The organism is Gilliamella sp. wkB195, assembly GCF_001690445.1.
GTDB lineage: Bacteria > Pseudomonadota > Gammaproteobacteria > Enterobacterales > Orbaceae > Gilliamella > Gilliamella apicola_E.
The window spans coordinates 17,634-32,698 of sequence record NZ_LZGP01000027.1; the positions used below are offsets into that span (position 1 = coordinate 17,634).

Sequence of the window (15,065 nt, forward strand, 5' to 3'; positions counted from 1 at the left end):
AATATACCTAATTTATTACAAATTAACCTAACGAAATATTTAAAAATTAACAATATAATATTACTGCCCAATTTTGTAACACCTAAGCTTATTAGCAATCGCAGTATGCGATACACCCAATCTTTTTGCGAGTTTTCTAGAGCTTGGATATTCGGTATACAAGCTTTTTAAAACTTCTTTTTCGAATTGTTTGGTCATTTCATCAAGTGTTTTATTTTCGATATCATTGATCCAAGAAACTTCGGTCGAAGTTATCGTAGGTAGAACAATATCTTTTACTGTCAATTGTGATGATGTCAATTGAGATAATGCGGAATAAAGTACATTTTTAAGCTGTCTTACATTACCTGGCCAAGAGTATTGCGTTAAGTAAGGAATCACATCCTGACTCACTTTTGGCGGGGTAATACCTTGCTTATTAGCAAATTCATCAATGAAAATATGAGTAAGTGGTTCTATGTCATCCTTGCGCTCTTTTAGTGAAGGTAAATTTAAAGACAATACATTCAAGCGATAATAAAGATCTTTCCTAAACTTTCCTTGTTCCACCAACTCAGCTAAATCAACTTTAGTCGCACAGATGATTCTAACATCAACGTAAACTTCGTTATCGTCACCTACTCTTCGAAAATATCCATCATTAATAAAACGTAATAATTTGGTTTGCATTTGGAATGACATCTCATCAATGCCATCAAGTAATACAGAACCACCATTTGCTTGCTCAAAAAAACCTTTTTTACTTTCAACTGCTCCGGGATAAGCGCCTGCTGCATGTCCATAAAGTTCACTTTCAACAACATCATCGGGCATTGCAGCGCAATTTAAACCTAAAAAAGCTTTATCACCCCTAGGGCTATATTGGTGACATGCGCTAGCTAATAAATCTTTACCAGTCCCAGTTTCACCAGTGATTAGTAATGGTTCTCGTTGCACCGAAAATGCTTTAGCTTGAGCAATCAACTTTTGCATAGCTTGACTTTGAACGGCGAAAATATCAAAAGCATGACTGCCAACAACATTGATTTTTGATAGTCGTCTTTTTAAATATTCAACCGGTTGTAAAACAAAAGTAATTTTGAATGATTCACAGACTTTTTGCAATAAAAAATACTGTGAATTTAAAACAATAATAGCATCATCATGCTGAGCTAAATTGAATCCTGCATCCAAATTAAATACTTTTTGATAATCAATTTTTTGATTTAAATTCAACAAATTAACAGGGAATAGCGCTTTTGCTACATCATTATAAGCCAACAGTTTTGAATTATTATCGATTTCAATGATGGCTGCTTGCATTATAATTTTCCCACTTTTCATTTAACTTCATTAAATTGCTATGACGTACTTGCCACTCATGGCTATTAATTAAGTCAACACAATTGATTTTGGTTGTCGTCAATAACTGTTTTGCTTTATCAGTTAGTAATGATTGTTTTTTATTTAAATTCATCAACGCATCTAAAATAGCTAATGTGCCATTGCGGTTATTACATGCCAATAATAAATCACAACCAGCATTAAGTGCAGCTTCTGCTCGTTGAGCATGATTACCTAAAATCGCTGCACCTTCCATTGATAAATCATCCGAAAATATAATGCCATTAAAATGTAATTGTTCACGTAATACAGTTTTAAGCCAAAATGCTGATCCGCTAGCTGGTTTATCATTAAATGCAGGATAAATGACGTGAGCAGGCATAATGGCATCAAGTTTCTTATCTGCGATCAATTTTGCAAAGATCTGCATATCATTTTCAATAAGTGCTTTAGAGCGATGATCTATTGGTGTTTCTTTATGAGAATCAGCAATTACATGACCATGACCGGGAAAATGTTTACCCGTTGTTTTCATCCCTGCGCAATGCATACCATCAATCATAGATGATGCAATTTGATAAGCAATATTGATATCTGAATGAAAGGATCGACTACCTATTGCTAAACACTCATGGCCTAAATCTAATACCGGCGCATAACTAAGATCGATATCGTAGGCAATCAATTCTATAGCCAACAACCAGCCAGCATCGAAGGCCAATGATTTAGCCTGTACGATATCATTAAGCAATGCGAATGATTGAGCAGGAGGAATATGAGTAAAACCTTTTTTAAAGCGTTGAACTCGCCCCCCCTCATGATCGACCGAAATTAATAAACGCTCAGATCGCTCAGATGTGGTAGTACGAATCTGTTTAATAAGTTCAGTTAATTGTTCTGGATCTTCGTAATTACGACTAAATAAGATGATACCTGCAACCAACGGATTTTGTAAAAGCTTTACATCATCATTAGTTAATGATGTTCCTTGCACATCAATCAATAAAGGCCCCATTACTCCGCAGCCCCTTGAACATTATCCGATGGCACATCTTTTGATGTTACCCGTTGTAAAATTTCACCAGTTTGCGTTGAAAGTAATTCCATAGAAAGGTTTGCATTATCATTTTCTGATGGAGATTTATAAAGTGTAGTAAAAAGCACATATCCAGCATTCATTGATTTTGCTAAGCCTATCATTTTGCTTCGTGATACAAGTTTATCATCAGCCGAAATACCTAATGCTTGTTTGGCTCGGTTGATAGATTGCCTATCAGCGACAGTAAAAAGATTTTGTTTATTCATTAAGCTATGTAACGTTTCATCAACCTGATTTGTTGCTAAATAATCACCACTGCGATTTTGAATGTCACTAATCAACAAAACTTTATTGCCTTCAATTGAGGATGAAGATTGCATTATTTTATTTACAAGTGGTGATAAAATTGTATTCCAATCAATTGTCTTTGCAATCTGTGGAGGTGTATCTACTACACCTGGATCACTCGGTGTTTCAATTGGGGCTTTAACTTCAGTTTTTTGATTAGAACCTAAAAGTTGACAACCAGCCAAGCTTAAAGCCAGCATACTAATTACTGCGGTACGTTTAAACTGTTTCATATAAGTTAACCTATTAATCGCCCTAAATTTTTACCGCCCAATAAATGCATATGAATATGAAAGACTTCTTGTCCCGCATCCTTATTACAATTCATAATTACACGGTAACCACTTTCATCAATACCCTCCTGCTTGGCAATTTTAGCCGCCACTACCACCATATGACCAAGCAAAGCTTCATCAGACGCTTCTATATGATTTATGGTTGGAATCAATTTATTGGGAATAATTAAGATATGTGTAGGAGCTTGAGGCGAAATATCTCGAAATGCAGTAACTTTATCATCTTGAAAGACAATATCAGAAGGAATTTCACGGCGAATAATCTTACTAAAAATGGTTTCTTCAGCCATATAAATACTCCCTAGAAAAATAGCTATTAATCTTAAATTTTTATTCTGTTAAGAATAGCATACTTTAATGACAAAAATGTATAGATATCGTTACATTTTTATATTTACGCTTCATATTTTGATAAAAAAAAGTTGAGGAACGGGGTTTTTGAAGGGGGCTAGTAGCCTTTTTTTGATGATTAAGAGTATATTTTGCTTATAAATAGCCAAATCGCATTTTTATAACTTATTCATTTGTTAAAGAGATTAATTTGATATATAATGCGCCGTCGATTTCAACCGCTTAATTTTCATGTTCCTTGCTTTCAATGGGTTGCGGTTGCCCCGACAGAAAGCTGATTAATCCGTAGGGAGCGATAATGCGTCATTACGAAATTGTATTTATGGTTCACCCAGATCAAAGTGAACAAGTACCTGGTATGATTGAACGTTATACTGGTACATTAACCACTGATGGTGGAAAAATCCATCGTTTAGAAGATTGGGGGCGTCGCCAATTAGCCTATCCTATCGAAAAACTGCATAAAGCACACTATGTGTTAATGAATGTAGAAGCTACTCAAGAAGCAGTAAATGAACTTGAAGATAACTTCCGTTTCAATGATGCAGTAATTCGCAGTTTAATTATGCGCACAAAACACGCTGTAACTGAAACATCACCTATGCTAAAAGCTAAAGATGAACGTCGTAGTTCAGAAGAAGATTATAGCGATGTAAACATGGACGATGATTCAGAAGAATAATCGTTTAGTTTTGTCGGGCTTGGTCACCAAAACCCCGATAAAAAAAATGAGTCCCAGTGGGATTTTACACTGCCAGTTTTATTTAGAACACGTTTCTGAACAAATCGAAGCAGGATTCCCAAGACAAGCATGGTGCACAATGCCAGTTATTGTCAGTGGACAACAAGAGTTAAGTTACAGTATTAAAAAAGGCAGCAAAGTATTAGTAAGTGGCTTTATCAGCACACATACTAAACGAGATAAAACCAGTCAATTAGTTTTACATGCTGACCAAATTAAACTATTAGGAGAATAGCCAAATGGCACGTTATTTCCGTCGTCGCAAATTCTGCCGTTTTACAGCAGAAGGCGTTAAAGAAATTGATTATAAAGATGTTTCTTTATTAAAAAGCTATATCACAGAAAGTGGTAAAATTGTACCAAGCCGTATCACTGGTACTAGCGCAAAATATCAACGTCAATTAGCTCGCGCTATCAAACGCGCTCGTTACTTGGCATTATTACCATATACTGACAACCATCAGTAATTAGCAACAGAGGGAACATATAATGCAAATTATTCTACTCGATAAAGTTGCTAATTTAGGCAGCTTAGGTGATCAAGTTAATGTTAAAGCGGGTTATGCTCGTAACTTTTTAATTCCACAAGGTAAAGCAGTACCTGCGACTAAAAAGAATATTGAATTCTTTGAAGCGCGTCGTGCTGAATTAGAAGCAAAACTAGCAGAAACGTTAAAAGCCGCAGAAGAGCGCGTATCTGAAATCAATGCATTAGGTAAAGTAACTATTACTTCTAAAGCGGGTGATGAAGGTCGTCTATTCGGTTCAATTGGTACTCGTGATATCGCTGATGCAGTTAAAGCTCGTGGTATTCAAGTATCAAAAAGCGAAGTTCGCCTGCCAAATGGTGTATTACGTACTACTGGTGAACACGAAGTGTTATTCCAAGTACATAGCGAAGCTTTTGCTAAAATTATTGTTGAGATTATTCCTGAATAATCATCAGATAATAGCAATAAAAAAACCCGTTTACTATAACGGGTTTTTTTATTATATCAATTTATTTTTTCTATCTATTACTACCTTAAAAGAATAATTCATTAAACGATTTTGTGACTTATTCTTCAGTTTGAACTTCAGTTTCTGATTTTACTTGTTCTTCTTTATAAAGTTTATTATCATACATTTTGACAAACGGCAAATAAATCACCAAAGCTAATATTGCTGAAAGTATCGCAACAAACATAGCACGATAATCACCACCGGTACCAATAAATGCCCCTAATCCCATTGGTGATGGCCACGGCACTAGCGCAATAATAGGATTCATAAAACCACTACTTATAGCAAAATAACCTAAAGTACCACAAGCCATTGGCGCTAATAAAAATGGTATGGCAAGATATGGGTTATAAACTATCGGCATACCAAAAATAATTGGCTCATTGATATTAAAGATTGCAGGAACTGCTGAGGCACGACCTAAAATTTTCAATTGACTCGACTTAGCACAAAAAGCAATAAAGAAAGTCATAAGAAGAGTTGAACCTGAGCCACCTAAAATAACCAAAGAATTGTTAAACTCTCCCGCAAATGGAATATGAGCACCACCAACGTTTTCATTCATATTAGTCAGCATTATTGGTGTTATAAAAGCACCAATGATACTTGCACCATGAATACCTACAACCCAAAGCGCATGGATTAAAAATAAAATGACCATAATACCAAGCCAGCTTTTAGTTAAATTGGTTACGAAAGTAAATGGAACACCAATAATATCGAAAATATCAGTACCAAAGAAAATTAAAATACCGTTTAAAATAATAACTGTAAAAGCAATAACAAAGGTTGGAATTAGTGCAGTAAATGAGCGTGATACACCTAATGGAACGGTTTCAGGCATTTTAACCACCCAATTACGACGTACACAGAGGAAATAAAGTTGAGTTGCCACAATAGCCATTACTATTGCAATAAAAATACCCGAAGTACCTAATCGGAAAACAAATGGTTGTAATCGTAATCCATTGAAGACTTCACTTTGGTCACTAAGCAATACCATAGAACCATTTTGTAGAACTAATTCCGGTAAAGTCATAACAAAAGCAAATACTGATAACATAGCACCATTAAGCGCATTCACTTTTAAACCGGTTTCTTCTTCCTCAATTTTGGTTAATTCATAACCAACTACAATGTTAAAATAAAGCGCCAATATTCCCATTGTCGCAGTGTTCGCAATCATATAAAGATCGCTTACTTTGAAAATGGTATTTTGGAAAAGAGTTTCTAATCCAGTAAATGTCATTGGTAATGTATTAAATACTAAAAACATCGACCCAACGATACAAAAAGGAACTGATGCCATCCCCGCTGCCATTACTGCCCTTACAATCTTAAACTGCGATATTTTAGCCATCGGAGTCATTAGATATTTTTGTAGCAACACAAATCCGGTATTCATTTTGTTTTCCTCATTTAATTAATGATTTCTTGATAAGCTTGAATTCTTTTAAAATGTTTATCCTCATTACGTTCGATTTTTTTCAATTTTATTAATATAAGAATTGTAAAAACTAAACTTGTTAACATTATTCCCAATAGTATGTTTATAGCCTCTTGTGAATTTTTTAAGAATGGAAAGAAAAAGTGAAATAATGGAGTGAATATCGAAACAATTAACGCAATGATAGATATCAACATTATTTGATAAAATAAACTTGCATAGCGTAGATGGTTTTTATGATTTCGATAAAGTTTAATTTGCTCAAAACTGGTTAGCGTAGCAAGTATTATGAGCATAATAGGTAGCACGATAGCTATAGATAAACTTCCCATCAAAAAAACTGCCCAATAGAGATTTATAAACAAAAAAAATGCTGTAGCATAACGAACCGCTAAAAAGCGATTAAAATAGAGGTTAGTCAAACTAACTTTTTTATGTAATTTAAGTTGGCTTTCTAGTGGTGTATTCATCTCAAACCTCTTTATTGATTTGATAACTTATATGTTTGTTGATATAGATGGGACATCTCAATAGCAATTTCTCTCAATGTCATTGTCGTCATCAAATGATCTTGAGCATGAACCATAATGATTTCCATCTCAATTTTAGTGCCACTTGCATAAGATTGAAGCAATTCAGTTTGAGATTTATGTGCTTCTAAAATCTCATGATTGGCTTCTTCAAGTAACTGCGTTGCTTGTTCGAAATTAGCCTCTCTCATCGCTTTAAATGCAAGGTGAATTTTGGTTTTGGCATTACCACTATGCAAAATAATATTGAAAGCAGTAATTTGAATATCCTCCGAGCTCATTATGTCAGTCATTGCTACGCTCCTTTTTCAATTAATTGGATAAAGTAAGATTTGAATTGATTAAAATCGGTAATTTTTAACATTGCATCTTGCATAGCTAAATCATCAATTAAATTGACAATCGCTTTGGTCATCATAGCTAAGTTGGAATTTTGGTATATTGATGGAGAAATCATAAAAATAAACTTAACATCTTGATAATTTATATCCCAACTCACACCTTGAGGAATAACAGCAATCGCTATTTTGGCTATCTTACCGACTGGAATAGCTGGATGAGGAACCACTATGGTTGGACTAAAGATTATTTCACCTAACGCCATCCTTTTTTCCATCTGTTTTTTCATCTCTTGCTTAAAGTTCTTTGATTCATTGATAGATAATAAATTAAGCAAATGATCCAACACGGCTTGTTTAGATGGTTTATTGGGACACAAGTAAAAATAATCAGCAGCAATTTCATCAAATACTTGAGCTATATATATTGAATGATTCTGTTTTTTATCATCAAAGAAATTTTTGGGTAATGAATTGGGGATTTGTCTATGAGAAAGATATCGGCGAATTGCTTGAACATCTTCCTCACAAAAAAATACAGAAACATGAAATACTGGTACTTTAAATACTTTGGATGATAAATCGACAGAAGAAATAATAAAATCGATATCATTTAACATCCCTTGTTCTATTTCATAATAACCACGTGTTGCTATAATTTTTACTCGCTCATCAAATTCACTTTCTACTCGATTTTTAAGTAATTGTGCACTACCAAGCCCCGTTGCGCAGATAATTAATACTTTAGCTTTCTGTTCATTTTTTAATTTTTCCAGTGATGCCAGAAAATGAAGTGCTAAATACCCCCACTCATCATCAATAACATTATATTTATTTAAATTAGGTAATTGATTGAAATAGTGTTTAACTAATCCAAAAACTTCACCATATTGGCTTTTAATTTCATCTATTAAAGGATTTTCTAATTTTATATTCTGCGCTAAACGCACAAGCATTGGTTTTAAATGCTGAATTAACCCATTTTTCAACTGTTCATCATGCCAAAAAGGATAGCCTGTTTCTTGTTCTATTTTTAAAAGTAAATTAGTTAATAAAGAGCCAAGTTCATCATCAAGATCGTTTTGGATTAAATTTGATTTACTCATCAAATGTAGCGTAAGGTACATCTGCTCTTCTTTAGGAAAATGAAAACCAATTATTGATTCAATACGAGCAATGATTCGATTAGCAACTTGATATTCAATAGCTGAATCAGCTGAAACAAGTAAATCAAGATTTTGGATTGTAAGACCCGACTGCAAACGTTTAATACTTAACGACAAATGTAAGACTATATTTTGAATCATTACATCAGATAATTTGATATTCGCTTCACGACACTCATCTAAAATAATGATAGTTAAGGTATCAAAGCTAATTGCTTCACATGCTTGATTAAAATAGGATAAATGGTGTAAAAAATTGATTGAATCCTCATGAAAAAAGTAACTCATAATAAAATGACGTTTAGCTTTTTCTTCACCATCAACATAAATTAAAGAATGGCTTTTTTTAAGCGTGAGTTCATAAGGTTGTAATTGGGACTTAATTTCCGCAATATCTTTATTCAATTGGGATGAGCTAATAAATAGCTGTTCAGATAATGCTTCAACATCAATTTTTTGGCTTTCAAGTAATAATAAATTAAGGATATAGTGCTTTCGTTCACTTGCCTCCCGGCATTGGGATTTCTCAATATTTTTATCTAATAAATGATATTCAATCAAAAATAAATTAAATACAGTTCGATCTAATATTTCAAGTTGAAAACCATAGCCTTGTTTACTAACTATATTACCGCCATTGCGTTCTATTAATGTTTTTAAATCTTTAAGATAGGTACGTACAGTACGATCTGATAACGATAATTCCTCCGCGAGTTCTTGACTACTTTTAAATCCATTTTTAGAACGAATCAATAAACTAATAAGTTCTCGTTGTTTTTGTTTTATCATTATCTACTATACCTTAACTATTAATGAGAATTATCCTAAAAGATCAAGTCATTAAAATATAAGCTACTTCTATGATGCGATTATTAAACTAAACAATCGCATCAAGAACGGTAGAACTCAGATTTGCCTAAAATTAATTAATATTGTCCTCAACTAATTTAGCTAGTTGTTCAATACCAGATTGAATTGGAATATAAGCCTGAAAAGGAATACTTACAACAGGTTTACCCACTTCATCACCTAATGCTTTTAATTTATCAAACATCATCATTGTTTGCGGACTAATTAAAAACAGTGAAAAATCACTATTTTTAATTTTATTACTACCTTCAGTTGCAGATACCGCATCAAGTTCAATAGGTACATTTTTACTAGCAAAAAATTCAGTTACCTTTTTGGCCATAAGCGATGATGACATACCAGCTGCACAAATAATTAACGCTTTTTTCATAACTTCTCCTAATGAATTTAAATCGTTATAAGGTTTCACCATTTGACTCAATGACTTTTTTATACCAAGTAAATGAATCTTTACGGCTACGTTTTAAGGTTCCATTACCTTTATTGTCTTTATCAACATAAATAAAGCCGTAACGTTTTTCCATTTCACCGGTTCCAGCTGACACTAAATCAATACAACCCCATGGAGTATATCCCATCAAATCTACACCATCTTCTTCAACCGCTAACTTCATTTGTTTAATATGTTCTCGAAGATATTCAATACGATAACTATCATGAATACTTCCATCAGCTTCAACTTTATCATATGCACCAAATCCATTTTCCACAATGAAAAGCGGTAAATGATACATATCAGTTAGCCAATTTAATGTATAGCGCAAACCTTCCGGATCGATCTGCCACCCCCAATCAGATTTTTTAACGTATTGATTACCAATTAAATCGGTTTTTTCATTATATTCATAGTTATCTGATTTTTTTCTAATCGCATTAGACATGTAATAACTAAAACCAATGTAATCGACTGTACCGTTTTCTAATACTTCGAGATCTTGGCTTGTCACGTCTAATTTAAAGCCTTTGCGTTGCCAGTATTTGATAATATGATTAGGATATTGACCATGAACATGAACATCAGTAAAGAAATACTTACGTTCCATGACTTTTTGAGCCATTAAGATATCACCTGGTTTACAGGTTTCCGGATAGATTGGCACAACAGCAATCATACAACCAATTTGAAAATCAGGATTGATAGCATGACCTATTTGCACCGCTTTTGCGCTTGCAACTAATTCATAATGTGCAGCTTGATACATGATTTCTTCTCTGTTATCACCTGCTTTGTAATAAATACCTGAGTTAGTGAAAGGCGCAAAATCTTCATTAAAATTAGCTTGGTTATTGATCTCATTAAAGGTCATCCAATATTTCACTTTATTTTTATAACGATCAAAACAGACCTCAGCAAAGCGAACAAAGAAATCAATTAATTTACGATTACGGAAGCCACCATATTCGGTAACTAGATAATAAGGTAATTCAAAGTGCGAAAGGGTAACAACCGGCTCAATATTATATTTTAAACATTCATCGAAAAGAACATCATAAAACTTCAACCCTTCTTCATTTGGTGCAAGCTCATCACCTTTCGGGAAGATTCGAGTCCAAGCAATCGAAGTTCGAAAACATTTAAACCCCATTTCAGCGAAGAGTTTAATATCATCTTTATAATGATGATAAAAGTCGATAGCCTCGTGATTAGGATAATACTCACCAGGAATGATTCCTTCGGTAATTTTTCGATAACTTTTAGGCGATCCAACAGTCATCACATCGGCAACACTAGGCCCCTTACCACCAGCTTGCCAAGCACCCTCTAATTGATGAGCAGCAACCGCACCACCCCATAAAAAATCTTTTGGTAAACCTTTATTATTCATGATCAAATACCTGTATTAAATGAGAGATTAAATACAGTATAAAAGGAAAAAATTTGAATTACTAACCAACTTTTTCCGTATTGATCAGGAAAATATACGCAAAGAAAATAGATGTAAAAGCGTGATGATTAAAAAAATAAAATTGAGCTTACCGTGATCATTAACTAAATAGATTGTTCAAAACCAGCGGCATATTTGGACGGTACAAATTCGATAATATCGTACTGGGCAATTTGCTGAATATAAAACGGATCTTTTTGCATTATAGTTAATGCTTGTTCTTTATTCTCAGCACGGCAAAGTATCACACCGCCAGTAAGTGGCACTTTTCGGCCTGAAGCAATAAAATGTCCCTATCGATAATTATCTTCAAGGTAATCGATATGCTGCTGTAAAAATTTTTCAACTTCACTAATGGGTTTAATATAAGTGAGGGTGAATATAAACATAATAATTCTCCATATAAAAAACCAGCTTAATAGCTAGTTTTTATTGACTATACATATTGATAATAAACCCATATCTATAATAACTTAGTTGTGGACTTGATAGCATTTATAGTATTGAGTTTTTACTTGCGTTCCCATTGACCATTTTCATTTTTGCGGTAAACCTTTTCTACAGCTGACCACGCCACTCTAAATGCGATTTGCTCTGGCGAACTTTTATCTCGTCTTTTTTTGGGATCTTGGTACTCTTTTATGGCATTGTTAAAAGCTTCTTTAAAAATATCTTGAGCATGTTCGGGTAAAACATGGCGTACAGATTCGGGTAAATCATCTCGTGTTTGATATGGCATATAACATTTCCTCAATAAATTAGTCATACATGAATGAAAATTTAAAAACGGTAAAAGTTAAAGCTGCTACAAAATCAAAATACGTTTAAAATTTAGTCTCTTTTTGGCAAGAATACAAGTTTTAATTTGCTTTGATTAATCAACCTATTTTTTCTTTTATCAGCTAGCTCACCATTGCGGTATTTTGGCTAAAAATAAGATCCAAATAGCTAACCTTTAGTGTAATTAACAAAACTATCCAATTGAATAGTTGAAAATGACCAACACATGCAAAGTAGCTAACTACTTGACAGTAAATAATTTAGCTACTTGCATAGGTGACGATTTTGCTAATCATAGAAAACCAACAAATCTAAATAAAAAATGAATTGCGTTCAATAAAACAGCAAAAATCTGTATGAAATTCAATATAAAGTTATTTTATTTGTTCACATCTACCACAAAACGACCTTTTGTTTTGCCTGCTATCATGTTATGCGCAGTATCAACACACTCGTCTAAACGAATAGTATTGCCTATATGAGCCAAAATTTTATCATCTAAATACTGAGCTAATAAGTTCCATGCGGCAATACGATTATCATAACTTGCCATTACGCTGTCGATACCTGCCAATGTTACCCCGCGCAAAATAAAAGGTGCGACAGTTGCCGGGAAATCCATTCCTTGTGCTAGCCCACAACAAGCTACAATGCCACCATACTGAGTTTGGGCACATACATTAGCTAAGGTATGAGAACCAACCACATCGACAACGGCTGACCACTGTTCTTTTTGTAGAGGTTTACCAGCCTGTTTCAACTGTTTACTATCAATAATATTGCTGGCACCAAGTTTGTGTAAATATTCTTTGTCAGTTAATTTACCTGTTGATGCAGTAACTTGATAACCCAATTTGCTTAATAAAGCTACCGCAACTGAGCCAACTCCGCCACTCGCCCCTGTCACCAGTACTGTTCCGCTTTGTGGTTTTATCCCAAAATCAACAATACGTTTTACACACAATGCAGCAGTATATCCAGCGGTGCCAATAATCATCGATTGATAGGGTGTGATATTTTGGGGTAATGGAATTAACCAATCTGATTTTAAGTAAGCATATTGCGCCAGACACCCCCAATGGGTTTCACCACATCCCCAACCATTTAAAATAACAGTATCACCAGCTTGATAACGATCACTGCTAGATTCAATAACTGTACCGACACCATCAATACCCGGCACCATAGGCCATTGCCTAACAACAGGACTTTTATTAGTTAACGCTAATGCATCTTTATAATTGATGCTTGAATAGTGAATTTGAACTAGAGTATCACCCTGTTGTTGCAGCAACTGTTGTTTAGTGATGGTTTTTAATGAATGTGAAAACCCATTAATCTCATCTTTTTCTAAAATAATGGCGTTGAATGACATGATAATTCCTTAATACCTACAGCAATAAAATCATAATAAATAGTCAAATAACCAAATGCAATAATTTGATGAGTAAAAGCACTATTCAATTAATTTAAAAGCCTGATAGTTATCAGGCTTAATAATAAATATTGGTTAACTTAAGATTAAGATATCATTATCTAGTTTTTCCACGATTTACTTTTTCTGATACTGCACCAATAAATACAACATCACTTGATGAATTAAGCGCAGTTTCAACCGAATCTTGAATAACACCAATAGCTATACCGATACCAATGACTTTAGCTGAAATTTCGTTAGGTATTCCAAACATACTACAAGCGACAGGAATAAGCAGTAATGAACCACCTGCGATTCCTGATGCACCACAAGCACATATACTCGTCACAATACAAAGTAATACTGCAGAAAGAATATCAACGTCTATATGCAAAGAATTTACGGTAGCTAACGTTAAAATAGTGATAGTAATTGCCGCTCCTGACATATTAATTGCTGCGCCCAGTGGTACAGCGACAGAATAAGTATCTTCATCCATTTTTAATTTTTTACAAATTTCGATATTAACTGGAATATTTGCTGCTGAGCTACGAGTAAAGAAAGCAGGAATAGCACTATCTTTTAATGAGGTAAAAACCAATGGATACGGATTTTTACGCATTACAATATAAGCTAATAATGGATTAATAATTAATGCCACAATTAACATACAAGACACTAATACAACTAATAGATGAGCATACTTAAGTAATTCACCAAATCCTGTTTCTGCAAGTGTTGAAGCAACCAAACCAAAAACCCCTAATGGAGCAAAACGAATAATGATTTTTACAATGAATGAAATTGCTAAAGAAAGATCGCTCATCATCGTTTTGGTTGTTTCACTTGAGTGTCTTAATGCAATCCCAATTCCGACTCCCCAAACAATGAGCCCAATATAGTTAGCATTAACAAGCGCATTAACTGGATTGTCTATCATTTTATTTAGCAGAGTTTTTAATACTTCAATAATACTACCTGGAGGTGTTAATTTACTCTGATCAGCAGCATCACCTAATGAAATATCAGAAGGGAAGATGAAACTAGCAATAGTTGCTAACAAAGCGGCCAACATCATTCCCGAAAAATATAGGGCAAAAAGTTTACCCATATTAGCGCGTTTACCACGTTGGTGATTAGATATTGACGCAATAACTAAAATAAGTACCAAAATTGGCGCGACTGATTTTAAGGCATTAATAAAAAGCGAGCCAATAAAAGACATATTTAACGCAACGTCTTTAGAAATTGCTGCTAATGTTATACCTAAGAGCAAACCCAAAACAATTTGAGGAATAAGCCCTACTTTAAAATAAAAACGCACCAAAGGATTGGTTGAATGAGTCATGGAACTTCCTTATATAACAAAACAATGCAAAAACATTACCATAAATAAATCTTAAAACTATAAAAAAATTATTATGATAACTATTTTTTATATGACTTAGATTAATTATTAAGATTAATTATTTTAAATGAATAAAGAAAAAAACCGATACTTTCTATTAAAAGTATCGGTCAGGAAGATAA

Annotated in this window: 17 protein-coding genes and 1 pseudogene; 4 read left to right on the plus strand and 14 right to left on the minus strand. The window is 33.7% G+C overall.

The genetic code is table 11. The features are described from left to right. Positions 1-60: 60 nt before the first annotated feature. Genes A9G08_RS07385 through A9G08_RS07400 form a run of 4 tightly spaced genes read right to left on the minus strand, consistent with a single transcriptional unit; the run spans position 61 to position 3,296 of the window. Positions 61-1,302 carry a sigma 54-interacting transcriptional regulator gene (locus A9G08_RS07385; protein WP_218058438.1) on the minus strand — a complete coding sequence of 414 codons (1,242 nt, stop codon included), beginning with the start codon at positions 1,300-1,302 and terminating at the stop codon, positions 61-63. Further along, positions 1,283-2,338 (minus strand): beta-N-acetylhexosaminidase, encoded by a 1,056-nt coding sequence (nagZ, locus tag A9G08_RS07390; protein WP_065563073.1) that lies wholly within the window; start codon positions 2,336-2,338, stop codon positions 1,283-1,285. Before nagZ ends, A9G08_RS07385 begins: the two co-directional genes overlap by 20 nt. Further along, positions 2,338-2,943, minus strand: coding sequence for a penicillin-binding protein activator LpoB (locus tag A9G08_RS07395; RefSeq protein ID WP_065563074.1), 606 nt, complete (start codon positions 2,941-2,943; stop codon positions 2,338-2,340). The genes nagZ and A9G08_RS07395 overlap by 1 nt, the downstream gene beginning before the upstream one ends. Before the next feature lie 5 nt (positions 2,944-2,948). Next, on the minus strand, positions 2,949-3,296 hold the full coding sequence (locus tag A9G08_RS07400; protein WP_065563075.1) for an HIT domain-containing protein: 348 nt from the start codon (positions 3,294-3,296) through the stop codon (positions 2,949-2,951). Between the two features lie 359 nt (positions 3,297-3,655). Between A9G08_RS07400 and rpsF the strand changes: the two genes are divergently transcribed. The 4 genes from rpsF to rplI are packed head-to-tail and all read left to right on the plus strand — an operon-like array spanning position 3,656 to position 5,038. Further along, positions 3,656-4,039, plus strand: coding sequence for a 30S ribosomal protein S6 (gene rpsF / locus A9G08_RS07405; RefSeq protein ID WP_034882519.1), 384 nt, complete (start codon positions 3,656-3,658; stop codon positions 4,037-4,039). Continuing rightward, positions 4,023-4,334: a primosomal replication protein N gene (priB, locus tag A9G08_RS07410; protein ID WP_065563076.1), complete on the plus strand. Its 312-nt coding sequence runs from the start codon at positions 4,023-4,025 to the stop codon at positions 4,332-4,334. The genes rpsF and priB overlap by 17 nt, the downstream gene beginning before the upstream one ends. Before the next feature lie 4 nt (positions 4,335-4,338). After that, positions 4,339-4,566 (plus strand): 30S ribosomal protein S18, encoded by a 228-nt coding sequence (gene rpsR / locus A9G08_RS07415; protein ID WP_025314965.1) that lies wholly within the window; start codon positions 4,339-4,341, stop codon positions 4,564-4,566. Positions 4,567-4,588: 22 nt separating this feature from the next. Continuing rightward, positions 4,589-5,038 (plus strand): 50S ribosomal protein L9, encoded by a 450-nt coding sequence (gene rplI, locus A9G08_RS07420; protein ID WP_065563077.1) that lies wholly within the window; start codon positions 4,589-4,591, stop codon positions 5,036-5,038. A 118-nt stretch (positions 5,039-5,156) separates the two neighbouring features. Here rplI and celB read toward each other — a convergent pair whose 3' ends face one another. The 10 genes and pseudogenes from celB to sstT all read right to left on the minus strand — a co-directional run bounded on the left by celB (position 5,157) and on the right by sstT (position 14,883). Continuing rightward, entirely contained in the window at positions 5,157-6,506 is a 1,350-nt protein-coding gene (gene celB, locus A9G08_RS07425; RefSeq protein WP_065563078.1) for a PTS cellobiose transporter subunit IIC, read from the minus strand. Positions 6,507-6,520: 14 nt separating this feature from the next. Next, positions 6,521-7,018 (minus strand): hypothetical protein, encoded by a 498-nt coding sequence (locus A9G08_RS07430; protein WP_065563079.1) that lies wholly within the window; start codon positions 7,016-7,018, stop codon positions 6,521-6,523. 11 nt (positions 7,019-7,029) lie between these two features. Then, on the minus strand, positions 7,030-7,371 hold the full coding sequence (locus tag A9G08_RS07435; RefSeq protein ID WP_065563080.1) for a PTS cellobiose transporter subunit IIA: 342 nt from the start codon (positions 7,369-7,371) through the stop codon (positions 7,030-7,032). A 2-nt stretch (positions 7,372-7,373) separates the two neighbouring features. Beyond that, positions 7,374-9,371, minus strand: coding sequence for a BglG family transcription antiterminator (locus tag A9G08_RS07440; RefSeq protein ID WP_065563081.1), 1,998 nt, complete (start codon positions 9,369-9,371; stop codon positions 7,374-7,376). A 133-nt stretch (positions 9,372-9,504) separates the two neighbouring features. Beyond that, positions 9,505-9,822 carry a PTS cellobiose transporter subunit IIB gene (locus A9G08_RS07445; protein WP_065563107.1) on the minus strand — a complete coding sequence of 106 codons (318 nt, stop codon included), beginning with the start codon at positions 9,820-9,822 and terminating at the stop codon, positions 9,505-9,507. 25 nt (positions 9,823-9,847) lie between these two features. Next, the gene (locus A9G08_RS07450; RefSeq protein ID WP_065563082.1) at positions 9,848-11,278 is read right to left on the minus strand and encodes a 6-phospho-beta-glucosidase; all 1,431 of its coding nucleotides are present in this window, start codon (positions 11,276-11,278) and stop codon (positions 9,848-9,850) included. A gap of 164 nt (positions 11,279-11,442) precedes the next feature. After that, positions 11,443-11,727: pseudogene (locus A9G08_RS11875) on the minus strand (YciI family protein). A 122-nt stretch (positions 11,728-11,849) separates the two neighbouring features. Next, positions 11,850-12,077 carry a ChaB family protein gene (locus A9G08_RS07460; RefSeq protein WP_065563083.1) on the minus strand — a complete coding sequence of 76 codons (228 nt, stop codon included), beginning with the start codon at positions 12,075-12,077 and terminating at the stop codon, positions 11,850-11,852. A 420-nt stretch (positions 12,078-12,497) separates the two neighbouring features. Further along, positions 12,498-13,493, minus strand: coding sequence for an acrylyl-CoA reductase (NADPH) (gene acuI, locus A9G08_RS07465; RefSeq protein WP_065563084.1), 996 nt, complete (start codon positions 13,491-13,493; stop codon positions 12,498-12,500). Between the two features lie 157 nt (positions 13,494-13,650). Next, positions 13,651-14,883 carry a serine/threonine transporter SstT gene (sstT, locus tag A9G08_RS07470; protein WP_065563085.1) on the minus strand — a complete coding sequence of 411 codons (1,233 nt, stop codon included), beginning with the start codon at positions 14,881-14,883 and terminating at the stop codon, positions 13,651-13,653. Between the last annotated feature and the right edge of the window lie 182 nt (positions 14,884-15,065).

What these genes read in the sequence shown, in the direction of transcription:
- priB (WP_065563076.1), top strand. Translation starts at nt 4,023, where the DNA reads ATGATTCAGAAGAATAATCGTTTAGTTTTGTCGGGCTTGGTCACCAAA.
- A9G08_RS07460 (WP_065563083.1), bottom strand. Translation starts at nt 12,077, where the DNA reads ATGCCATATCAAACACGAGATGATTTACCCGAATCTGTACGCCATGTT.
- acuI (WP_065563084.1), bottom strand. Translation starts at nt 13,493, where the DNA reads ATGTCATTCAACGCCATTATTTTAGAAAAAGATGAGATTAATGGGTTT.
- rpsF (WP_034882519.1), top strand. Translation starts at nt 3,656, where the DNA reads ATGCGTCATTACGAAATTGTATTTATGGTTCACCCAGATCAAAGTGAA.
- rplI (WP_065563077.1), top strand. Translation starts at nt 4,589, where the DNA reads ATGCAAATTATTCTACTCGATAAAGTTGCTAATTTAGGCAGCTTAGGT.
- A9G08_RS07430 (WP_065563079.1), bottom strand. Translation starts at nt 7,018, where the DNA reads ATGAATACACCACTAGAAAGCCAACTTAAATTACATAAAAAAGTTAGT.
- celB (WP_065563078.1), bottom strand. Translation starts at nt 6,506, where the DNA reads ATGAATACCGGATTTGTGTTGCTACAAAAATATCTAATGACTCCGATG.
- A9G08_RS07440 (WP_065563081.1), bottom strand. Translation starts at nt 9,371, where the DNA reads ATGATAAAACAAAAACAACGAGAACTTATTAGTTTATTGATTCGTTCT.
- A9G08_RS07385 (WP_218058438.1), bottom strand. Translation starts at nt 1,302, where the DNA reads ATGCAAGCAGCCATCATTGAAATCGATAATAATTCAAAACTGTTGGCT.
- nagZ (WP_065563073.1), bottom strand. Translation starts at nt 2,338, where the DNA reads ATGGGGCCTTTATTGATTGATGTGCAAGGAACATCATTAACTAATGAT.
- A9G08_RS07400 (WP_065563075.1), bottom strand. Translation starts at nt 3,296, where the DNA reads ATGGCTGAAGAAACCATTTTTAGTAAGATTATTCGCCGTGAAATTCCT.
- A9G08_RS07450 (WP_065563082.1), bottom strand. Translation starts at nt 11,278, where the DNA reads ATGAATAATAAAGGTTTACCAAAAGATTTTTTATGGGGTGGTGCGGTT.
- sstT (WP_065563085.1), bottom strand. Translation starts at nt 14,883, where the DNA reads ATGACTCATTCAACCAATCCTTTGGTGCGTTTTTATTTTAAAGTAGGG.
- rpsR (WP_025314965.1), top strand. Translation starts at nt 4,339, where the DNA reads ATGGCACGTTATTTCCGTCGTCGCAAATTCTGCCGTTTTACAGCAGAA.
- A9G08_RS07395 (WP_065563074.1), bottom strand. Translation starts at nt 2,943, where the DNA reads ATGAAACAGTTTAAACGTACCGCAGTAATTAGTATGCTGGCTTTAAGC.
- A9G08_RS07445 (WP_065563107.1), bottom strand. Translation starts at nt 9,822, where the DNA reads ATGAAAAAAGCGTTAATTATTTGTGCAGCTGGTATGTCATCATCGCTT.
- A9G08_RS07435 (WP_065563080.1), bottom strand. Translation starts at nt 7,371, where the DNA reads ATGACTGACATAATGAGCTCGGAGGATATTCAAATTACTGCTTTCAAT.